Source organism: Pseudomonas sp. P1.31, assembly GCF_001269815.1.
GTDB classification, from domain to species: Bacteria; Pseudomonadota; Gammaproteobacteria; order Pseudomonadales; family Pseudomonadaceae; genus Aquipseudomonas; species Aquipseudomonas rustica.
This window is the reverse complement of the sequence record NZ_LHVN01000023.1, coordinates 119,181-139,806: the sequence shown is the minus strand read 5'-3', so window position 1 is coordinate 139,806 and position 20,626 is coordinate 119,181. Positions and strand designations below refer to the sequence as shown.

General features: G+C 60.3%; 18 protein-coding genes and 1 pseudogene. 9 read left to right on the top strand and 10 right to left on the bottom strand.

What is annotated here, in order from left to right; genetic code table 11:
* Positions 1-127 precede the first annotated feature (127 nt).
* Positions 128-598, top strand: coding sequence for a DUF1289 domain-containing protein (locus AD669_RS15645; RefSeq protein ID WP_053121344.1), 471 nt, complete (start codon positions 128-130; stop codon positions 596-598).
* Between the two features lie 86 nt (positions 599-684).
* Here the strand turns inward: AD669_RS15645 and AD669_RS15640 are convergent, their stop codons facing one another.
* On the bottom strand, positions 685-1,548 hold the full coding sequence (locus AD669_RS15640) for a universal stress protein (RefSeq protein ID WP_053121342.1): 864 nt from the start codon (positions 1,546-1,548) through the stop codon (positions 685-687).
* Positions 1,549-1,706: 158 nt separating this feature from the next.
* On the opposite strand from AD669_RS15640, the gene AD669_RS15635 reads away from it, so the two are divergent.
* The 3 genes from AD669_RS15635 to AD669_RS15625 all read left to right on the top strand — a co-directional run bounded on the left by AD669_RS15635 (position 1,707) and on the right by AD669_RS15625 (position 4,491).
* A complete protein-coding gene (locus AD669_RS15635; RefSeq protein ID WP_053121340.1) occupies positions 1,707-2,315 on the top strand; it encodes a tRNA-(ms[2]io[6]A)-hydroxylase in 609 nt (202 codons plus the stop codon).
* A gap of 181 nt (positions 2,316-2,496) precedes the next feature.
* Positions 2,497-3,204 (top strand): response regulator, encoded by a 708-nt coding sequence (locus AD669_RS15630; RefSeq protein WP_053121339.1) that lies wholly within the window; start codon positions 2,497-2,499, stop codon positions 3,202-3,204.
* A complete protein-coding gene (locus AD669_RS15625; protein ID WP_053121335.1) occupies positions 3,205-4,491 on the top strand; it encodes a HAMP domain-containing histidine kinase in 1,287 nt (428 codons plus the stop codon).
* 265 nt (positions 4,492-4,756) lie between these two features.
* Here the strand turns inward: AD669_RS15625 and AD669_RS15620 are convergent, their stop codons facing one another.
* Together AD669_RS15620 and AD669_RS15615 are read right to left on the bottom strand one after the other, a co-directional pair.
* Positions 4,757-6,964, bottom strand: a complete 2,208-nt coding sequence (locus AD669_RS15620) for a TonB-dependent siderophore receptor (RefSeq protein WP_053121333.1) — start codon at positions 6,962-6,964, stop codon at positions 4,757-4,759.
* Positions 6,965-7,244: 280 nt separating this feature from the next.
* The gene (locus AD669_RS15615; RefSeq protein ID WP_053121331.1) at positions 7,245-7,733 is read right to left on the bottom strand and encodes a GFA family protein; all 489 of its coding nucleotides are present in this window, start codon (positions 7,731-7,733) and stop codon (positions 7,245-7,247) included.
* A 253-nt stretch (positions 7,734-7,986) separates the two neighbouring features.
* Here AD669_RS15615 and AD669_RS15610 point away from each other — a divergent pair.
* The 3 genes and pseudogenes from AD669_RS15610 (at position 7,987) to AD669_RS15600 (ending at position 11,194) form a co-directional block, all read left to right on the top strand.
* A pseudogene (locus AD669_RS15610) lies at positions 7,987-8,871 on the top strand (LysR substrate-binding domain-containing protein).
* Positions 8,872-8,969: 98 nt separating this feature from the next.
* Positions 8,970-10,094, top strand: a complete 1,125-nt coding sequence (aguA, locus tag AD669_RS15605) for an agmatine deiminase (protein ID WP_053121329.1) — start codon at positions 8,970-8,972, stop codon at positions 10,092-10,094.
* Between the two features lie 2 nt (positions 10,095-10,096).
* On the top strand, positions 10,097-11,194 hold the full coding sequence (locus AD669_RS15600) for an extracellular solute-binding protein (RefSeq protein ID WP_053121327.1): 1,098 nt from the start codon (positions 10,097-10,099) through the stop codon (positions 11,192-11,194).
* Positions 11,195-11,315: 121 nt separating this feature from the next.
* Here AD669_RS15600 and AD669_RS15595 read toward each other — a convergent pair whose 3' ends face one another.
* From AD669_RS15595 to AD669_RS15565, 7 genes are all read right to left on the bottom strand, one after another.
* Positions 11,316-11,678 (bottom strand): Na+/H+ antiporter subunit G, encoded by a 363-nt coding sequence (locus tag AD669_RS15595; protein ID WP_053121325.1) that lies wholly within the window; start codon positions 11,676-11,678, stop codon positions 11,316-11,318.
* Positions 11,675-11,953: a K+/H+ antiporter subunit F gene (locus AD669_RS15590; protein ID WP_003225959.1), complete on the bottom strand. Its 279-nt coding sequence runs from the start codon at positions 11,951-11,953 to the stop codon at positions 11,675-11,677. Before AD669_RS15590 ends, AD669_RS15595 begins: the two co-directional genes overlap by 4 nt.
* A complete protein-coding gene (locus tag AD669_RS15585; protein ID WP_053121323.1) occupies positions 11,950-12,438 on the bottom strand; it encodes a Na+/H+ antiporter subunit E in 489 nt (162 codons plus the stop codon). The genes AD669_RS15590 and AD669_RS15585 overlap by 4 nt, the downstream gene beginning before the upstream one ends.
* A complete protein-coding gene (locus AD669_RS15580; protein WP_053121321.1) occupies positions 12,435-14,114 on the bottom strand; it encodes a monovalent cation/H+ antiporter subunit D in 1,680 nt (559 codons plus the stop codon). Before AD669_RS15580 ends, AD669_RS15585 begins: the two co-directional genes overlap by 4 nt.
* Entirely contained in the window at positions 14,111-14,455 is a 345-nt protein-coding gene (locus AD669_RS15575) for a Na+/H+ antiporter subunit C (protein ID WP_007910763.1), read from the bottom strand. The genes AD669_RS15580 and AD669_RS15575 overlap by 4 nt, the downstream gene beginning before the upstream one ends.
* Positions 14,455-17,373 (bottom strand): monovalent cation/H+ antiporter subunit A, encoded by a 2,919-nt coding sequence (locus AD669_RS15570; RefSeq protein ID WP_053121319.1) that lies wholly within the window; start codon positions 17,371-17,373, stop codon positions 14,455-14,457. The genes AD669_RS15575 and AD669_RS15570 overlap by 1 nt, the downstream gene beginning before the upstream one ends.
* Positions 17,374-17,595: 222 nt before the next feature.
* Positions 17,596-18,537, bottom strand: coding sequence for a DMT family transporter (locus AD669_RS15565; protein ID WP_053121317.1), 942 nt, complete (start codon positions 18,535-18,537; stop codon positions 17,596-17,598).
* A gap of 85 nt (positions 18,538-18,622) precedes the next feature.
* Between AD669_RS15565 and AD669_RS15560 the strand changes: the two genes are divergently transcribed.
* A complete protein-coding gene (locus tag AD669_RS15560; RefSeq protein ID WP_053121314.1) occupies positions 18,623-19,186 on the top strand; it encodes a helix-turn-helix domain-containing protein in 564 nt (187 codons plus the stop codon).
* On the top strand, positions 19,187-20,578 hold the full coding sequence (locus tag AD669_RS15555) for an FAD/NAD(P)-binding protein (RefSeq protein ID WP_053121311.1): 1,392 nt from the start codon (positions 19,187-19,189) through the stop codon (positions 20,576-20,578).
* Positions 20,579-20,626 lie beyond the last annotated feature (48 nt).

The following is a 20,626-nucleotide window of genomic DNA, read 5'->3' as shown; positions in this document are numbered from 1 at the left end:
GGCTGGCTGATTCTACGGCAAAAAAAATTTAAAGGTAAGTTCACCCCTGAACTTTGAGGGGTGATGAATGTTAGACAAAGGGCTAACATGCCGACCTGTTCCGCGTTTCAGTGCCTTTGCCTACTTTATGCCCAATCAGACCATCAAGACCCCCTGCGTCGGCCTCTGCTCCACTGTTTACGGTGATCTGGTGTGCCGTGGCTGCAAGCGTTTCCACCACGAAGTGATCCATTGGAATGGGTACAACGAGGAGGAAAAACGTGCGGTGTGGTTGCGACTGGAGCAATTGCTGTCACAAGTGATGGCGGGCAAGGTCGAGATTTTCGATTCGGCGCGTCTGCGCGAGCAGCTCGAACAGCGCAAGATCCGCTTCGTGCCGCATCAATCGGAATATTGCTGGGCGTATCAGCTGATTGCCCGGGGGGCGCGGGTGATCATTAATCTCGACGCGTACGGGATGGTGCTGCTGCCGGAGTTTCGCGATTGGAACCTGCCGGAATTGCGCGATGCCATTGATCGGGAATTTTTCCTGCTATCGGAAGCGCATTATCAGCGCTACATCGCCCCCGGATTCCTCAAGGACGCCTTTGGCGCCTGAAGATCAAAAGATCGCAGCGTGCCGCAGCTCCTACATGGGAATGCGTCCTACCTGTAGGAGCTGCCGAAGGCTGCGATCTTTTGCACTTAATGCTTCACCGCCAACTCCACCAAATGATCCTCAACCTCCTGCGGTTTGAGCACCAGCACATCACTCTCCAGCTCATCCAGCACCACTTCCGCCGTATTGCCGATCAGCGCCCCCGACAACCCGGTGCGCGCCACCGTGCCAATCACAGTCACCGCTGCCTGCAGCTTGTGCGCCATAAACGGAATCAACACATCCGCCGGGCCTTCTTCGATGTGCAGATGCTCGTCATCGATATCAAATTCCGCCTGAAACGCCCGGCATTGCTCGCGATAACGCGCTTCGATGGTTTCGCTGAGCTGGAACGTCGGATCCGCCGCCGACAGCATCGGCGAGGGATGCGCCGCGATCACATGCAGATGCGCCTTGGCCAGTGCCGCGATGTCGTAGCCGTGATCAATGATCGTATTGTGCAGATGCCGGTGCTCGCCATCGGCATTGCCGACATCGACCGCCGCCAGAATCACTCGGTCTTTCCACGAGGTCGACGTTTTCACCAGCAGCACCGGGGTAGGGCAGTGGCGCAGCAGTTTCCAGTCAGCCGGAGTCAGCAGGGCTTTTTTCAGTGAGCTGTCCGGGAAATGCTGCTTGATCACCAGTCCGCAGCCCTCGGCCTGCTGCACATCGATGATGGTTTCGTGCAGGCTCTCGTTCCACGCCTGTTCGGTGGTGGCGCTGTAACCGTCCGCCAGCAGCGCGGCTTTGAGCACGCCGAGCATGCCGGCGTGGTCGTGCTTCTTGTCGCAGACCAGCAGGTGCAGATGGGCCTGGGTCACGCCCGCGATCAACTTGGCGCGCTTGAGCGCCAGGCTTTCCGAATGTTCGGGTTCGATGACCACCAGAATGCTGCGAATGGCTTGCATGAGCGGAGTCTCCAGCAAAGAAAAGGCACGGCGTTGCACAACTATAGTTGCTGCCAGAACGTGCGCGACTTGATGCATATCAACGCCAGCCGCTGGTGGTCTGCGGACAGGCCGGTATAATCGGCGCCCTTCGCTCGAACACCTTTACCGTGAGCCCCATGATCCTTCCCGAAATCCACGAATTCCTTGGCTGCCGCACCCCCGACGCCTGGGTTCAGGCCGCACTGGCCGATCAGGAAACCCTGCTGATCGACCACAAGAACTGCGAGTTCAAGGCCGCCAGCACCGCGCTGAGCCTGATAGCCAAGTACCATTCCCACGTCGACCTGATCAACATGATGTCGCGTCTGGCCCGGGAAGAACTGGTGCATCACGAACAAGTCATGCGCCTGATGAAGCGTCGCAAGATCGAACTGCGCCAGTTGCACGCCGGCCGATACGCGTCGAGCCTGCGCAAAGTGGTGCGCAGTCATGAACCGGTGAAACTGGTGGACACGCTGGTGGTGGGCGCGTTTATTGAGGCGCGCAGTTGTGAGCGTTTTGAAGCGCTAGTGCCGCATCTTGATGAGGAACTCGGCAAGTTCTATTTCGGTTTGCTGAAAAGCGAGGCGCGGCATTTTCAGGGGTATCTGAAGCTGGCTTATCAGTACGGTGATGCCAAGGATGTTGAGCAGGTGATCGTGCGGGTTCGTGCTGCCGAGCAAGAGCTGATTGAATCGCCGGATGAAGAATTCCGCTTTCACAGTGGTGTGCCTGTCGCGGCATAACCCTGTAGGAGCACGGCTTGCCTGCGATAGCGATCTCAAGGACGCATTCGCTGGCAAGCCATGCTCCTACACAATCTGTTAAAAACTCTTAAGAGTATGAAACATCACCGATAACCGGCTTCCGCCCGCGAATGCCGCCATAATGTCGACCACTTCACACATGGGTTGGCAGACGGTCGTTATGGATAACCTGGGTTTCGGCAAAGTCCTTCTGGTGGAAGACGACGAGCGTCTCGCGGCGCTGATCGCCCACTTCCTCGAACAACACGGCTACGAGGTGCGCACGGTGCACCGTGGCGATCTGGCCGTGGCCGCTTTTCTCGAATTCAAACCGAAAGTGGTGGTGCTCGACCTGATGCTGCCGGGGCAGAGCGGTCTGCACGTGTGTCGCGAAATTCGCAGCGTGTCGGACACGCCGATCGTCATTTTGACCGCCAAGGAAGACGACCTCGACCACATTCTCGGTCTGGAATCCGGTGCCGACGACTACGTAATTAAACCGATCAAACCGCCGGTGTTGCTCGCCCGTTTGCGCGCGTTGCAACGCCGTCAGGTGCCGGACAGCAGCGTGGTCAGTTCGCTGGAGTTTGGTCAGTTGAGCATCGACCGCAGTTGCCGCGAGGTGCGTCTGGCCGGTGAGATCATCGAAATGACCACCATGGAATTCGAACTGCTGTGGTTGCTCGCCAGCGCTGCCGGCAAGATTCTTTCCCGTGACGACATCCTCAACCGCATGCGCGGGATTGCCTTCGACGGGCTCAACCGCAGCGTCGATGTGTACATCAGCAAACTGCGCAACAAACTCAAAGACAATCCGCGTGAGCCGGTGTGCATCAAGACCGTGTGGGGCAAGGGTTATCTGTTCAATCCGTTTGCCTGGGAGCTGTAGATGCTGCGCTTATTTCTCGGGCTGTTTCTGGTGATGACGGTGGGGCTGGTGCTGGCCTTGCAAACGGTCGAGCACACCTTTAACGCCTTGCTCGACAATCAGATGCAGGCCTACAACCGCGAGGCGGTGCGCGGGCAGGCGTGGTCGCTGGTCGAGCACATGCGCGATCAGCAAGGCGAAGCACGCGAGCAGCAGCTTGAGGCGTTGCGTCCGCACTATGGCCTGTCGTTGGGGCTGGTCGAAACCGATCAACTGAAACTGACCGACGAAGAAAAATCAGAGCTCGCGCAGAATCTGTTGGTGATCCGCGACAACTACACGCAGTTCATTAGCAACATTGACGGTGGCTCGCAGTTGCTCAGCATCAAGCTGCCGCCCGAGCCGAGCCTGATGCCGTTCTACATCACGGCGGCGTACATGATGCTGGCGGTTCTGATCGGCATCGTGTTGTTCTTCTGGGTGCGCCCGCACTGGCGCGATCTGGAGAAGCTGCGGCTGGCCGCCGAGCACTTTGGCGATAACGATTTGTCGGTGCGTATCCAATTGTCGAAGCGCTCGAACATTCGTGATCTGGCGGAACACTTCAACTTGATGGCCGCGCGCATCGAAGGCCTGATCGCCAATCAACGCGAGCTGACCAACGCGGTGTCTCACGAACTGCGCACGCCGATTGCGCGGTTGTCGTTTGAGCTTGATCAACTGAAGCAGCAGCCGGACGCCAGCCAGAGCCGTGAGCTGATTGCCGACATGTACGCCGACCTTGGCGAGCTGGAGGAAATGGTCTCGGAGCTGCTGACCTATGCCAGCCTTGAACGCGGTGCGACGGTGATCAAACGCGAAAATATTCAGGCGACCAATTGGCTCGACAGCGTGGTCGGCAGCGTCGCGCTGGAGGCGGAAGCGGCGGGCGTGCAGTTGCTGATTGGCGAATGCCGGCTCGACACGGTGCGCATCGAACCACGGTTTATGGCGCGGGCGGTGATCAACCTGCTGCGCAACGCGATTCGTTATGCCGAGCAAAAAGTCGAAGTGACACTGGTGCGCACCGGGGATTATTACGAGGTGCGGGTCAACGACGATGGGCCGGGCGTGCCGCTGGAGGGGCGGGAGAAGATTTTCGAACCGTTCTCGCGGCTGGATGCCAGTCGGGATCGGCGCACGGGTGGATTTGGTTTGGGCCTGGCGCTGGTGCGGCGCGTGTCGCAGTCCCATGGCGGGCAGGTTGAAGTGGGGGAATCGGTTTGGGGTGGGGCGTCGTTTCGGATGACGTGGGCGCATCTGGATTGATTCGCGGTGGTGGTCAGGGCCTATTCGCGAGCAAGCTCTGCTCCTACACCGATCTGTGGCGCTCACAAAACTTGTAGGAGCCGAGCTTGCTCGCGAAGGGGCCAGCCCAGTCAAAACAACTGTGACTGACCCACCGCTATCGCGAGCAGGCTCACTCCTACATGGGTTATCTGTCGTGTCCAAATATTGTAGGCACCACCAAACCTTGTAGGAGTGAGCCTGCTCGCGATGAGGCCAGCCCTGAAAAAACCAATTCAGCCCTGGATCAAAAATCCCACTTCGTCGTCAGCATCACATTCCGTGGCTCGCCGTAGAACGTGGTGTCGAAGTTGCCCAGCCCCGTCAGGTACTGTTTGTCGAACACGTTGTTGGCATTCACGGTGAAGCTCAGGTTTTCGTTGTACTGATAGCGCGTCATCAGGTCGACGAGGGTGTAGCCACCTTGTTTGATCCGCGTGTAATCGCCGGCCGGGGCGCTGTAGATGTTGCCGTAGAACGCGCTCTGCCAGCTCACGCCGCCACCGACGGTGACCTTGTCCAGCACGCCGGGCAGTCGATAGGTGGTGAAGGTGCGCACCACATGTTCAGGTTTGGTGGTCGACAGTGGGTACCCGTAAATGCGCTGCTCATCGGCGTCTCGCGTGCGCGCGTAGGTATAGCCGGCGGAGACGTTCCAGCCCTCGGCCAGTTCGCCGGCCAGTTCCAGTTCCACGCCTTGGGTGGTCGCGCCGTCGATGGATTTGTAGATGCCTTCGTTGGTCTCCGGGTTGGTGCCGATCGATTCGGCGACGCCGTCCTGTTCGATGCGGAAGAACGCCAGCGCAGCATTCAATCGACCGTCGAAATACGCCGCTTTCAAGCCTGCCTCATAGCTGTCGCCTTCGACCGGGGCAAGGGTCGAACCGTTGATGTCCTTGTAGGTCTGCGGCTGGTAGATGCTGGTGTAACTGGCGTACAGCGAGTAGGTGTCGTTGAGGTCGTAGACCAGCCCGGCGTAAGGCGTGACCACGCCGTGTTCCTTGTAGCTGGCGTGGGTATCGTCCAGTCCGGCACCGGGGAGGTAGCCGTAATCTTCGTTGTATTTGAAGGTGCTCAAGCGGCTGCCGAGGATCACCGACAGATCGTCGGTCGGATGCAGGCGCGTGGCCAGGTACACACCGTTCTGGCTTTGGGTGCGCTCGTATTTACCGTTCTTCGGGAATTGCTGTTTCGGCAGTTCACCGTTCCAGTCGTAAATGCTCCCCGGTACTTGCGAGAAGGCGCTGGTGTCGTAGGTCGAACCGGTCTGGCGCGAGTGCGCGGTCATCACGCCGGCAATCAGCTCATGCTCGCGCCCGCCCAAGGTGAACGGGCCGGAGACGTTGACGTCGGCGGTGTTCTGCACGCGATGGCCTTCCCAGCGGCCCCAATACAAGAACATGCCCTCGCCGGTGGCGCGATCAGGATTGCCGCCGCTGGCCGAGGCGAGTTGCGTATCGTGATCGGTAGTTTTCTGGTCGAGGCTGACCTTGAATTTCCAGTCATTAGCCAGCGCCTGCTCCAGCGAGGCGAAGTAGGTGATGTTGTCGAAATCGCGGCGGCTCCAGTCAGCACCGGAGTTGAAATGACGCGGGAATTCGGTGCGGCCGCCATCGCTGAAGTACACCGGGTTGCCAGTCCAGGAACTGCCGCGCGGCGTGGTGCTGGATTTGTCGATGCCGAAGGTCAGCAGGGTGTCGTCGGTCAGGTCGGCTTCGAGGATGCCGTAGAACAGGTCTTTCTTCTGGCTGTAGTGATCGAGGTAGGAATTCTTGTCCGAATAGGCACCGACAAAACGCCCGCGCACATTGCCCGAATCGGTCAGTGACCCGGAGATATCGCCGACGGTGCGATAGGCATCCCACGAACCGACGGTGCCGCTAATTGACGCTTTGAATTCCTTGGTCGGCTTCTTGCGGATCAGATTGACGGTGGCCGATGGATCGCCGTTACCGGTCATCAGGCCGGTCGCGCCTTTGATCACTTCGACGCGATCAATGCTCGCGGCGTCGTCACCGTTGTTCGGATTTTCGCCGTACACGCCGTCGTACGGAATGTTCACGCCGTCGTACTGGAAGTTAGTGATAGCGAAGCCGCGCGCGGAAAACTCAGTGCGGTCGCTGTCGTACTTTTGCGTGGAAATGCCGGGGGTGTTGCGCAGTGCGTCGCCGACGCTTTGCACGCCGCGATCGTCCATTTGCTGGCGGGTGATGACCGTGACCGATTGCGGTGTTTCGCGAATCGACAGCGGCAAGCCGGTGGCCGACGACGTCGCGCCGGTGGTGTAGGAATGGGTGTCTTCGGTGACCGCACCGAGGCCTTGCGCGGAAATATTGGTGGCGCCCAGTTGCAGGGCTTCATCGGTTTTAGCGACGGTTTCAGCGGCGTGCGCGTGAAGGCTCAGCAGGGCCAGCGCCAACGGGCACAAGGCAAAACGAAAACGGACGTGCGACATGGAGATCCCTTTGCATCGAATCGATCGGTAGTTGAAGTGCTTCTGAGGGGTTAACCGAACGAGAACGGCAAAGGGGAACTGCGCACACCAAAAAACTTATGGGCAGTGCGTTCCCTGTGGCGAGGGGATTTATCCTCGATGTGGTGCACAGCACCACCAAAACCTGCGCCCTCGGTACTTCTGAAGAACCGTGTACTCAGGTTTTACGACTGCTGCGCAGCCGGTCGGGGATAAATCCCCTCACCACAGGAAGATGTGGATGGATCAGGGATCGGTGGTTTCAGCAGGTCAGGTTGAGGCGTTCATGCCACTGCGCAATGGATTCTTCGGGGTAGACGTCGAACTGCTTGTCCTTGGCTTTGGCGTCGACTTCGACCCACGATGCCTTCGAGCCGAGCATCAAGTGCGTGTGTTCCGGCGGTACCGGCAACGCGGTGTCGATGGCCGAGGCGAACGGGTGGATCAGCTCCGGCCACTCAGGGCTGAACAGCCACAAACCGCTGCCGCACACTGCGCAGAAATGCCGTTCGGCGCTGCTGCGGTGGGCGCGTTTTTCGCCTGGGTCTTTCATCTTTGCGTGGTAAATCGTGATGTTCTTGCGACCCTGCACCTTGAGCGTGGTCGCGTCGCCGCCGAGGTTGATCGCGTAACCGCCACCGCCCTGGGTTTTGCGGCAGATCGAGCAGTAGCAGCGTTGGTAGGGGTAGGGGTGGGCGCTGGTCAGGCTGAACGTGACCGCGCCGCAGTGGCAGGAGCCTTCGAGGTGCATGATGGGGGCCTCCGGTTGGCTGGGATGGTTCGGGTTAGCCTAGAAGAGTTGTGGTGAATGTGCCGCCGCCTTCGCGAGCAAGCCCGCTCCCACAATTTGAAATGCATGCCCCTGTAGGAGCTGCCGCAGGCTGCGATCTTTTGACTCTGGTTAGTCAAACAACATCAAAAGATCGCAGCCTGCGGCAGCTCCTACTGGACTGGCGTAGTCCGGCCGGTCAGCATGTCCGCCTAAAAACAGGGATCAACAACCCATGCGACGACTCCCCTCACTGGCCGCCCTGCGAACCTTCGAATGCGCCGCTCGTCACGCGCATTTCGGTCGCGCCGCCGCCGAACTGTGCGTCACCGACAGCGCCGTCAGCCACCAGATCCGCCAGCTCGAAGAACAACTCGGCGTCTCTCTGTTCATCCGCGAAGGCCGGCAAATCCGCCCGACCATCGCCGCTGGCCGCTTGATGCAAAGCCTGCAGCAAGCCTTCGAATTGATCGGCGACGCCTGCGATGAGTTGCGCGATCCATCCTCGCTGGCCGTGCTGCGCCTGGCCGTGACCGCCGAACTTGCGCAAAAGTGGCTGATGAGCCGCCTCACCGATTTCTACGCGCGCTATCCACACATCACGTTGCACCTCTACGAACAACCAATCGACGCCAGCGGCCCCGGCGAAGACATCGACCTGGCGATCACCTACGGCACCGGCCCGGTCGACAGCAGCGCTTACTTCGTTCGACCGTTGCCCGCGCTGCAGTTCTTCCCGGTGTGCAGCCCCGGCCTGTTCAACCAAGGCACGCTGAAGACGCCCAAGGATCTGGCCCGCCACTGTTTGCTGCACGATGATCAGGACGGTAAGACCTGAACCGCGTGGCTGACCAGCCATGCCGGCGATCAGCGTCCGCAGCGTCAGTTGTATTTCGCTCACGCGGGTTTGGCGCTGGAAGCCGCGGCGCAAGGGCAGGGCGTGGCGATGGGCGACAACCTCACCGCGCAGGAAGATTTGCAGAGCGGGCGGCTGGTGCGGCCATTTACCTCCAGCATGACTGCGCTCGGCCAATACGCGCTGGTCTGCGAACGGGTGCGCATGGAGCGTCCGGCGGTGGCGCAGATGCTTGAATGGTTCAACGATCAGTTGGCTGATTGATGAGTTGAATTCAACTGTTCCGCAATATTCATCGTTGGCGGGCCCTCCGCCAACGCCCGTACCGTGTGGTCTTCCCATCGCGAAGACGAGGTTTGACCATGGCACGTTTGCTCGACTCCACCCCTAAACACGACGGCTTCCGTCTGCCCGGCGAATTCGAAAGCAAGTCCGGCTGCTGGCTCGGCTGGCCGGAGCGTACCGACGTCTGGCGCAACGGCGCCAAGCCTGCGCAGAAAGTCTGGGTGCAGATCGTTACCGCCATCTCCCACAGCGAACCGGTCACCGTTTGCGCCTCCGCTGCACAATTCGCCACGGCCCGTCGCCAGTTGCCGCCGCAAGTGCGCGTGGTCGAGATGACCTGCAACGACACCTGGTTCCGCGACAGCGGCCCGTGCTTTGTGGTCAATGATCAGAGTGGCGAAGTGCGCGGCGTTGATTTCGAATTCAATGCTTACGGCGGCCTCGACGGCGGCCTCTACTACCCGTGGGACAAAGACGATCAGATCGCCAGCAAAATCCTCGAAATCGAGCGCTTCGACCGCTATCGCGCGCCACTGATTGCCGAACTCGGCGGCATCCAGAGCGACGGTCAGGGCAGCATCCTCACCACCGAACAGTGCCTGCTCAACCGCAATCGCAATCAGCATCTGGGCAAAGACGAAGTCACCCGCCGACTCACCGACTACCTCGGCGCCGAACAAGTGATCTGGCTGCCACGCGGCTGCAAGTTCGACGAAACCGATGGCCACGTCGACGATCTCGCCTGCTTCGTCCGCCCCGGTGAAGTGGTGCTGCAATGGACCGACAATCGCGACGATCCGCAATGGGAAATCTATCAAGAGGCCTACGACATTCTGCGCAGCACCCGCGACAGCCGTGGCCGTGAACTGATCGTGCACAAACTGCCGCAACCGGACGTGCTCGAATGGACGGCCGAAGAAGCCGAAGGCCTGGATCAGCAGGACAGCACCCACACCCGTCAGGCCGGCACGAAAATCTGCGCGTCGTACATCAACTATTACGCCGGCAACAGCTCGATCGTGGTGCCGCTGTTTGGTGATCGTCAGGACAAAGTCGCGATGGCGACGCTGGCCGAACTGTTCCCGCAGCACAAGATCGTCGGCATTGAAAACTCCCGGGAAATTCTCCTTGGCGGCGGTAACGTGGCGTGCATCACCATGCCGCAATACGCCGGCACCCTCGACCATAAGAAGGGAGCGTGACCATGCGCCTGCACAAACTGACTCAAGCGTTATTGCTGGTGCTTGCACCCTTGTGTGTGCAGGCCGCCGACACCGCCAAACCGGTGGTTAATCTGTACATCTGGGGCGAGTATCTGGCCCCGGACACCTTGAAGAATTTCGAGGCAAAAACCGGCATTCATGTGGTTGCCGATCATTTCGATTCGCTGGAAACCGTCGAAACCAAACTGCTCACCGGGCGCAGTGGCTACGACTTGGTGCTCACCGCTGGGCAGCATCTGTCGCGAGCCATCGAAAGCGGTGCGATCCAGCCGCTGGACAAGGCGCGGGTGCCGCACTTTGCCGGCGTCGGGGAAGAGTTCCGTCAGCACATGGCGGTGTTCGATCCGGGCAATCGTTACGCGGGGATCTACGCGTGGGGCACCACGGGCGTGGGCTATCAGGAGGAGGCGGTCAAAAAGCGTTTGCCCGATGCGCCAGAAGACAGCTGGGCGATGCTGTTCGATCCGGCGGTGGTGTCGAAATTCGCCGACTGCGGAGTGAGCCTGCTCAATGATCCGAATGAAGTGTTTGCTGCGGTCATGAAATACATGGGCCTGGACATCAACCGGCAGAACCTAGATGACCTGAAACTCGCCGAGCAGCAACTGGCGAAGATTCGTCCGTATATTCGCTACTTCGACAATGACCTGAACATCAGCGATCTGGCCAACGGCAACACTTGCGTGGCGATGTCGTGGAACGGCAACGTGGCGATTGCCGCTGGGCAAGCGGAGGCGGCGAACAAGCCGTTCAAGCTCAATTACCGGATTCCGAAAGAGGGTACGTTGATCTGGTTTGACGCGATGGTGATCCCCAAGGATGCACCGCATCCCGAAGCCGGGCTGGCGTTGATGGATTATCTGATGACGCCTGAGGTGATGGCGCCGATTACCGACACCATCCATTACGCCAATGCGATCACGGCGGCGGATGGTTTGGTGGATGCATCGATTCGCAATGATCCGGGGACGTATCCCTCGGCTGAAGTGCGGACTACGTTGTATAGCAAGAATGACAATGGCAAGGCGTTCAACCGGGCGTTGATTCGGGCGTTTAGCCGGTTGAAGTCGGGGCTCTGAGATTTGTGTTGGATGTCCCGACGCCTTCGCGAGCAAGCTTTGCTCCTACATCGGAATGCATGCCCCTGTAGGAGCAAAGCTTGCTCGTGAAGGCGCCAGTCCAGACAACCAAAATCCTGAATCAGCTACCGCCCTCAGTCCGCCGACTACTCACCTCGGCCGGCACATCATCCCCCGCCATACGCTTGCGAAACAACGCCGCCCGCGCCAGCAGCAACGTGGTCACCGGCACCGTGATCGCCAGCAAAATCGGAATCAACCATGCATGCAGCACCGGCCCCGACTTAAGCGCAGAAAAACAAATGATCGACGCCAGCGCCACACACCAGGCACCCAACGTCGAAGCCAGTGCCGGCGGGTGCATGCGCTGAAAATAATCCTTCATCCGCAGCAACCCGGTCGCACCAATTAGCGCAAACACGCCGCTGAGCACCAACAGGATCGCCACCGGAATCTCGACCCATAGAGACAATTCAGCATTCATTCGATCACCTCGCCACGCAGCAGGAATTTCGCCAGGGCAAAAGAGCCGACGAAGCCGAACAGCGCGATCAGCAGCGCCGCTTCGAAATACGTGTCACTGGAATAGCGAATGCCCAACGTCAGCATCATCAGCATCGCGACGATGTACAGGTAATCCAGCGCCAGTACCCGATCCTGCGCCGAGGGGCCCTTGAACAGGCGAATCAGCGTCAGCACCATGGCCAGCGAAAACAGGAACAGCGTCAGCAAAATCGCGTTCGACAGTAATGGGCTCATTCGAAGATCTCCATCAACGGCCGCTCGTACGTGGTTTTGAAGTGCTCGATGAAATGCGCCTCATCGTCCAGATCCCAAACGTGCAGCAACAGAATGCTGCGATCCAGCGCCAGTTCCGACCACACCGTGCCGGGCACCACGGTGCAGATTGCCGCGAGCGCAGCCAGACCGTTGGCGTCGCGCAGATCCAGCGGCACTTTGATAAACCCGGAGCGAGGTGGGCGGCGCCCGGCATTGAGTACGCCCCAGGCCACGATCAGGTTGGAAGCCACCACGTCGCGTCCTACCACCAATAGCAGGCGCAGGATCGTCAGCGGACGACGAATGCGCACCTGCTTCGGGCGTAATTTGCGCATCATGAGCGGTGCGCAAAAACCGAGGATCGCACCTATCAGCAGATTGCCCGGGCTGACCGACAGATTCAGCACCAGCCATAGCAGCCACAGCGCCAGCGACAGCAACGGTGCAGGAAAGATACGCTTCATGGCTGCACCTCCAGCATCGCCGCTTTGGCTTCCGGACTTGGTACGGCGCGGGTGCCCAGCACCGCCATCACGTACTGCTGCGGATTGTTCAGCGCATCGGCGGTGGCCTGGGTGAAACGCATCAGCGGCTCAGCCTTGAAGGTGAGGACGATGCTCAAACCCAGCAGCAGGAAAATCGGCGCGCATTCGAGTTTGCGCAGCAGCGGCGAAGGTCGTTCCTCAGGCGTCCAGAAACGCTGAATACCGAGGCGCGAGAACGCCATCAACGAGCCCAGCCCAGAAAGAATCAGCAATGCCAGCAATGCCCATGCGGCCATCGAAATCGGCTCCCCGGCACCCAGTCCCAACGGATTGAGCAGGGCGCTGATCAGGTTGAGTTTGCCGATAAACCCGGACAGCGGCGGCATGCCGATGATCAGCAGCGCGCAGGCGATGAAGCTCAAACCGAGAAACGCCATCGTCCACGGGATGACCTGGCCGACCACGGCTTTTTGCTCGTCGTCGAGGTTGATGCCTTTGGGCGGTTGCAAGGATTCTTGCGGGCGCGGCAGCATGTCGCTTTCGTCTTCCAGCGGGATTTCGTTGGCCGAGCGCGAACGTTCGATCAACTCTGCCAGCATGAACAGTGCGCTCAAGGCCAGCGTCGAGCTGACCAGATAAAACAGCGCCGCGCCGATCAGGTTCGGCTGAGCGAAACCGACCGCCGACAATAGAATCCCTGCCGACACCAGAATGCTCAGGCTGGCCATGCGCTCCAGACGTTGCGCCGCGACAATCGCCAGCGCGGCGCAGGCGATGGTCACCATGCCGCCGTAGATCAGCCATTCGCCGCCGAAGTACGCCGAAGCGCCGGCCTGCCCGGAGAACAGCAGCGTCCACAGACGCAGCAGGGTGTAGACGCCGACCTTGGTCATGATCGCGAACATCGCCGCCACCGGCGCACTGGCCGAGGAATAGGCCGGCACCAGCCAGAAGTTCAGCGGCCACATGCCGGCCTTGGCCAGAAACGCGACAGCGAGAATGCCCGCGCCCGCATGCAGCAAGCCACGGTCGGCTTCCGGCACCAGCGGAATTTTCAGCGCCAGATCCGCCATGTTCAGCGTGCCGGTGACGCCGTAAATCAGCGCCGCGCCAATCAGGAACAGCGACGAGGCCAACAGGTTGATAGAGATGTAATGCAGCCCCGACGACACCCGCGCCCGACCCGAGCCGTGCAGCAAGAGGCCATAAGACGCGGCGAGCAAGACTTCGAAGAACACGAAGAGGTTGAACAGATCCGCCGTGAGGAACGCGCCGTACAGGCCCATCAACTGAATCTGGAACAGCGCGTGGAAACTCGAACCGGCGCCGTCCCATCGCGCCATCGCGAAGAGCAGCGCGCTGACGCCGATAATCCCGGTCAGCACCAGCATCAGCGCCGAGAGTCGATCGACTACCAGAACAATGCCGAACGGTGCCTGCCAGTTGCCCGGCAAGTACACACCGATGGAGCCGGGCACGCCGGTGGTTTGTGTCCATTGCAGCAGCATCACCGAAATGAACAAACCGACGAGGCTGGAGAACAGGTTGATTTTCGCCTTCAGCGGCCGGTGCCGTTCGCCGAGCATCAACATGATGGCGGCTGTCAGCAGCGGCAGCAGAATCGGTGCGGCGATCAGGTGAGTCATCGCCATCATTCTTTAGGCTCCCGGCCATCAACGTGGTCAGTGCCGGTCAAACCGCGCGAAGCGAGCAGAACGACGAGGAACAGCGCGGTCATGGCAAAGCTGATAACGATTGCGGTCAGCACCAGCGCCTGTGGCAGCGGGTCGGTGTAGTGCAGCAAGTCCTGAGTCACGCCGTCCTTGATCACCGGCTCCTTGCCGATAAACAGGCTGCCCATGCTGAAGATGAACAGGTTGACGCCGTAGGACAGCAGGCACAGGCCCATGACCACCTGGAACGTCCGTGGCCGCAGGATCAACCAGACGCCGGACGCCGCGAGGACGCCGATGGCGATTGCGATGACTTCTTCCATCAGACGGCTCCTTTGCTGGCGACGGACTTGGGCAGCGATGCGGTCTTGTGACCCCGCACCGATTGGTGGGCGAGGGCGGTGAGGATCAACAGCGTTGAACCCACTACTACGCCGTATACGCCGACGTCGAAGAACAGCGCGCTGGCGATATGGATGTCACCCAGCACCGGCAAGCTGAAATGCCAGGTGTGCGTGGTGAGGAACGGATAGCCGACCAGCATCGCCCCCAAACCGGTGACGGTGGCGAACAGCAATCCGGTGCCCATCCAGCGCAACGGTCGCAGGCTCATTTGCGCCTCGACCCACTGCGTGCCGGCGACCATGTATTGCAGGATGAACGCCACCGACATCACCAGACCGGCAACAAAACCGCCGCCTGGCTGATTGTGCCCGCGCATGAACAGGTAGAACGACACCACCAGCGCAATCGGCAGCAGCAGGCGTACCAGCACCGCCGGCACCATCATGAAACCGAGCGCGGTGTCGCTGGCCGAACGCGGGTTGACCAGATCGGTGACTACGTCGGGTGCCAGCAGGCGTTGCTGAGCCGGCAACTGCATACTTTCTTTCGGTGGGCGGAAACGGCGCAGCAGGGCGAACACGGTCAGCGCCACGGCGACCAGCACGGTGATTTCACCGAGGGTGTCGAAACCACGGAAATCCACCAGCATCACGTTGACCACGTTGCTGCCACCGCCCTCGGGCATGGCGCGGCTGAGGTAGAACGAGGAAATGTCGTTCGGCGTCTGCCGCGTGAGCATCGCGTAGGACAACAGCGCCATGCCACCGCCGACGGCAATCGACAACAGCAAGTCGCGCAGACGACGAATGCGGGCCTTGCGCAGGGTGCTCGGCAACGGCGAAACCTCTTCGATCCGTCGTGGCAGCCAGCGCAGGCCGAGCAGGATCAGCACCGTGGTGACCACTTCAACAGCCAGCTGCGTCAGCGCCAGATCCGGCGCGGAGAACCAGACGAAGGTCACACAGGTCATCAGGCCGCAAACGCTGACCATGGTCAGGGCGGCGAGACGGTGATACTTGGCCTGCCAAGCGGCACCGAGGGCACAGGCGATCGCCAGCAGCCACAGGGTCACGAAGACGATGGAGCCGGGGATCTTCGGCCGGTCGCCCCAGCTCAGCGTGCTGTGCAGCATCGGGATCAGACCGGCGAGCACCGCGGCCAAGACCATCAGGAACAATTGCATCTGCAGACGCTTGGTGCCCAGACGCCGCTCGACGCGACGGGCCATGCGCATCATCACCACCAGACTGCGTTCGAACAGGCGCTTGCCGTTGAAGCGTCCCACCAGTGGCGGGTACTTGAAGCGGCCAAGTTTGAACTGCTTGCGCAGCAGCAGGTACAGAACGATGCCGCCGGACATGGCGATCAGGCTCATGATCATCGGCGCATTCAGGCCATGCCAGATCGCCAGACTGTATTCAGGCAGCACGCCGCCGACCACGGGCAGAGCCGCAGCGGCAAGCAACGGGCCGACGATTTGCGCCGGGAAAATCCCCACCAGCAAGCAAGTGAACACCAGCAGTTCAACCGGCGCGCGCATCCAGCGCGGCGGTTCGTGCGGGGTGTGCGGCAGGTCGGTGGCCGGCGGGCCGAAGAACACATCAACGGTGAAGCGCAATGAGTAAGCGACGCTGAACATGCCGGCGATGGTCGCGACAATCGGCAACGACATCTCTACCCAGGCCGTGGCGTTGATGAACACGGTTTCGGCGAAGAACATCTCTTTCGACAGGAAGCCGTTGAGCAACGGCACGCCCGCCATCGAAGCGCTGGCAACCATGGCCAGGGTCGCGGTGTAGGGAATCAGTTTGATCAGGCCGCTGAGTTTGCGGATGTCACGGGTGCCGCTCTCGTGGTCGATGATGCCCGCGGCCATGAACAGCGAGGCCTTGAACGTGGCGTGGTTGAGAATGTGGAACACCGCCGCGACGGCGGCCAGCGGACTGTTAAGGCCCAGCAGCAAGGTGATCAGGCCGAGGTGGCTGATGGTCGAGTAGGCCAGCAAACCCTTGAGATCGTTCTGGAACATCGCGCAATACGCGCCGAGCAGCAGCGTACAGGCACCGGCGCCGCTGACGATGTAGAACCATTCTTCGCTGCCGGACAGCGACGGCCATAGACGCGCGAGCAGGAACACCCCGGCCTTGACCATGGTCGCCGAGTGCAGATAAGCCGAAACCGGGGTCGGCGCCGCCATCGCGTGGGGCAGCCAGAAGTGGAACGGGAACTGCGCACTTTTGCTGAGTGCGCCGATAAGTATGAGGGGCAGAAGGATAGGGTAGAGGGCATGTGCGCGAATCAGATCACCGGCGGCCAGGACCTTGTCGAGGTCATAGCTGCCAACGACATGGCCGAGAATCATGACCCCCGCCAGCAGGCATAACCCGCCGGCACCGGTGACCATCAACGCCATGTAGGCACCACGTCGGGCGTCGGCGCGGTGGTGCCAATAGCCGATCAGCAGGAACGAGAAGAGGCTGGTCAGCTCCCAGAAAAATACGATCTGGATCAGGTTGCCCGAGATCACCAAGCCGAGCATGGCGCCCATGAACGCCAGGAAAAACGCGAAGAAACGCGGCACCGGGTCATCCGGCGACATGTAATAACGGGCATATAAAGAAACAAGTGTGCCGATGCCGAGCACCAGCATCGAGAACAGCCAGGCGAAGCCGTCCATGCGCAGAACGAAGTTCAGACCGAGGCTTGGCAGCCACATGAACTCTTCGCGGATGACGCCGCCGTGGGCGATTTGCGGGTACAACATCGCGACCTGGACGGTACCGATCAGAGCGACCAGACCTGCCAACAGGGATTCGGTGTTACGCGCGTTGTGTGGCAGCACCGCTGCCAGACAGCTGCCAATGAATGGCAGAAGCAGTAGAACTATCAGGGACATAGGCTTCTAATCTGCGGAAGTTTGTGAAGCATCATACGTGCCAGCTCCCCGATCACCAAACGCCAGGATGTCTCAGAATCCTACAAAGTAGTCTGAATATTTCGGTTTAGCATGGTTTCGAGTAAATCAAAGGGCGTTAAAAGATCGCAGCCTTCGGCAGCTCCTACGAGGGATCATTCCAATGTAGGAGCTGCCGAAGGCTGCGATCTTTTGACCTTGCTCTCAGAGACCGTTTTCACGCTCCAATTCGCGATCATCCTCTTCAGCAGCGACTTTACCCTTGCTCTTCAACTCACTGACAATCACCGCCGCGACAATCAAACCAGCCCCGACCAGCGCAATCGCCGGCAACCGCTCGCCAGCAATCCGCCCGACAATCCCGGCCCACACCGGCTCACCGGCATAGATCAAGGTCGCCCGCGTCGGCGAAACGCTCTTCTGTGCCCAGTTCATCGCCACCTGAATTGCCGCACTCGCCGCGCCCAGGCCCAATGCAGTCACCAGCAACGTCCAGGAAAAATCCGGAATCAATTCGCCCGTGGGCACCACCAGCAGGAACGACAACACCGACGTTGTCGCCAACTGCACAACCGTAACCCGGCGCACATCCACCTGCCCGGCGTAAGTGCTGATCAAAATAATCTCGGCGGCAATCGCGATGGCGCTGATCAGCGTGGCAATTTCACCCGGACTGAAATTCAACGAAGCCCCCGACGGCCCCGACAACAACATCAAACCGGTGAACGCCAGCATGATGCCAATGCTCGGCATCAACCCCGGCCGCCGCCCCAGCACCAGCCATTGCAGCAGCGGCACGAACGGCACGTACAACGCGGTGATGAACGCCGACTGGCTGCTCGGGATCGTTTGCAAGCCAACCGTTTGCAATCCGTAACCGAGCATGATCGCCACGCCAATAAAGGCGCCGGCTTTAAGCTCGAACAGGGTCAAGTCGCGCAGATGACGCCATGAGAACAACGCAACGATGCACGCTGCCGCGGCAAATCGCAGGCCGACGAAGAACATCGGGCCGCTGACCGTCATTGCGTGCTGCACGAGCAAAAAGGTGCCGCCCCAGATCATGGTAATCAGCACCAGCACGCACTCGGCCTTGCTGAATCTGGAGAAACGGAGGGAAGTGGGGGAGCTGTTCAACGACGTCATGACCTTGCGCACTATAAAAGGCAGGACGCACAATGCGCCCAACGTTGCGCAGTATACTGCCCAACCTCACCGAGTGAGCAATATAGTGCCCAAAGATTCCGCCCCAAGAACGTCCGTCCTTCAACACGTCAGCCACAACGTGAGACGTCTGCGTCACGCTGCCGACATGAGCCAGACGGCGCTGGCCGAGAAATCCGGAGTCAGTCGACGGATGCTGGTAGCGATCGAGGCCGGGGAAAAGAACGTCAGCCTGACCACGCTCGACCGCGTTGCTGCGGCACTCGAAGTGGCATTCAGCGATCTGATTCAAGCGCCGGATGCTCGCGATCCGAGCCGCATCAACGAACTGGCGTGGGCCGGAACGCTGCCGGGCAGTAAAGCCGTGCTGCTGTCCAAAGCCACCGCCACCCGTGAAGTCGAGCAATGGGAATGGTGCCTGGCGCCGGGCGAGGTGTATCCCTCGCAACCGGATGCCGAGGGCTGGAGTGAGCAGATTTATGTGTTTGAAGGGTGCCTGACGCTGATGCTCGGTGACGTGCCGCAGCATATTGGTACAGGGGAGTTTTTTATGTTTGCGAGTAATCAGCCGCATACCTATCGCAATGACGGGGATGTGCCGGCGCGGTTTGTGCGCAATGTGGTGATTTGAATGGAATACAGCGCAGACATCCTGATCATCGGCGGTGGCCTCAGCGGTACGATGCTGGCGGTGCAACTACTGCGGCAACCGGGCCAGCGAAAAATCCTGATCATCGAACCCCGCGCCGAACTCGGTCGGGGTGAGGCCTACAGCGCGGTCGAATTGGGCCATACGCTCAACGGCAACGCTGCACGAATGAGCGTTGATCCAGACAACCCTGACGACCTCACACAATGGCTGACCGAGCACATCGCGGCGGGCGGTTGGCCTGAGTCTGCGGAGCAGAATGTGCCAACCAGCGAGCTGTTCCCGCCGCGCGGATTATTCGGCGTCTACGTGCAGCAACGTCTGGCCGAAGCCCGGGCGGTCGGCGCTCGATATGGTTCGGTCGTCGAGCATGTACGCTCAGAAGCTGTTGATCTGCAGGTGCGCGAAGATTGCGTGCAGATCACTTTGAGCGATGGACAGAACCTGCAAGGTTCATTCGCAGTCATCGCTACGGGCATGTTTCCCGCGGCACGCACGCCGCAGACCGAATCCAGTGGCCTCAACGCCGCTGCGCTGGATCCGTGGGACGTCGCGGCCATGCGCCAGCTCGATCCGCAATCCACCGTGCTGATCATTGGCTCCGGCCTGACCATGGTCGATGCGGTGGTTTCGCTGGAGCAGGCCGGGCATCGCGGGCCGATCGAAGTGTTTTCTCGCCATGGCTTGCTGCCGCACGTACGCCGGCAACCGCCAGCGTGGGTGGATTTTCTCGCCGAGGATCACAGCATTCGAACACCACGGCAGTTGCTGCGCGAGTTGCGCCGGCATTGTCGTGAGGCGATCGCGCAAGGCATCGACTGGCAGGCTCCCCTCGATACGGTTCGGGCACATATCGGACGGTTGTGGAGTCAGGCGACTGACGTGCAGCGGCGACAATTCGTACGGCATGTGCGGCCATGGTGGGAAAGCCATCATCATCGTTCGCCGCCGTTGAGTGCTGAATTGCTGGCGCGGTTGCACGGTGAAGGGCGGCTGCGTATTCAGGCTGCATCGTTTAAAGGGCTAGAGCCGACAACTGATGGTGGCGTGAATATTCGCATCCGACGTCGTGGCGAGGTTGAGACCTCTGTGGTTCACGGTGCAGCGTTGATCAACTCCAGTGGCATCGAGTACGACTGGCGGCGCGTGGCGCGTCCGTTGCCACAACAATTGCTGACGCGTGGATTGGTGCAACCAGGGCCGTTGGCGTTGGGGATTGCGGCAGTGGATGGCGCGGTGATGGATGCGGAAGGGCGAGTGGCCAGTCGACTGTTTGCGATGGGCCCGCCGCTGCGAGGGATGTGGTGGGAGAGTACGGCGGTGACGGATGTGGCGTTGCAGGCGAAGGCTTTGGCGATACGGCTGTTGGGTTGAGGGTGTTTGCGCTGACCTCTTCGCGAGCAAGCCAACTCCCACACTTGG

Bases quoted from the DNA above. Each gene is read 5' to 3' on its own strand.
- AD669_RS15645 (WP_053121344.1), top strand. From the start codon at position 128: ATGCCCAATCAGACCATCAAGACCCCCTGCGTCGGCCTCTGCTCCACT.
- AD669_RS15640 (WP_053121342.1), bottom strand. From the start codon at position 1,548: ATGCAAGCCATTCGCAGCATTCTGGTGGTCATCGAACCCGAACATTCG.
- AD669_RS15635 (WP_053121340.1), top strand. From the start codon at position 1,707: ATGATCCTTCCCGAAATCCACGAATTCCTTGGCTGCCGCACCCCCGAC.
- AD669_RS15630 (WP_053121339.1), top strand. From the start codon at position 2,497: ATGGATAACCTGGGTTTCGGCAAAGTCCTTCTGGTGGAAGACGACGAG.
- AD669_RS15625 (WP_053121335.1), top strand. From the start codon at position 3,205: ATGCTGCGCTTATTTCTCGGGCTGTTTCTGGTGATGACGGTGGGGCTG.
- AD669_RS15620 (WP_053121333.1), bottom strand. From the start codon at position 6,964: ATGTCGCACGTCCGTTTTCGTTTTGCCTTGTGCCCGTTGGCGCTGGCC.
- AD669_RS15615 (WP_053121331.1), bottom strand. From the start codon at position 7,733: ATGCACCTCGAAGGCTCCTGCCACTGCGGCGCGGTCACGTTCAGCCTG.
- aguA (WP_053121329.1), top strand. From the start codon at position 8,970: ATGGCACGTTTGCTCGACTCCACCCCTAAACACGACGGCTTCCGTCTG.
- AD669_RS15600 (WP_053121327.1), top strand. From the start codon at position 10,097: ATGCGCCTGCACAAACTGACTCAAGCGTTATTGCTGGTGCTTGCACCC.
- AD669_RS15595 (WP_053121325.1), bottom strand. From the start codon at position 11,678: ATGAATGCTGAATTGTCTCTATGGGTCGAGATTCCGGTGGCGATCCTG.
- AD669_RS15590 (WP_003225959.1), bottom strand. From the start codon at position 11,953: ATGAGCCCATTACTGTCGAACGCGATTTTGCTGACGCTGTTCCTGTTT.
- AD669_RS15585 (WP_053121323.1), bottom strand. From the start codon at position 12,438: ATGAAGCGTATCTTTCCTGCACCGTTGCTGTCGCTGGCGCTGTGGCTG.
- AD669_RS15580 (WP_053121321.1), bottom strand. From the start codon at position 14,114: ATGATGGCGATGACTCACCTGATCGCCGCACCGATTCTGCTGCCGCTG.
- AD669_RS15575 (WP_007910763.1), bottom strand. From the start codon at position 14,455: ATGGAAGAAGTCATCGCAATCGCCATCGGCGTCCTCGCGGCGTCCGGC.
- AD669_RS15570 (WP_053121319.1), bottom strand. From the start codon at position 17,373: ATGTCCCTGATAGTTCTACTGCTTCTGCCATTCATTGGCAGCTGTCTG.
- AD669_RS15565 (WP_053121317.1), bottom strand. From the start codon at position 18,537: ATGACGTCGTTGAACAGCTCCCCCACTTCCCTCCGTTTCTCCAGATTC.
- AD669_RS15555 (WP_053121311.1), top strand. From the start codon at position 19,187: ATGGAATACAGCGCAGACATCCTGATCATCGGCGGTGGCCTCAGCGGT.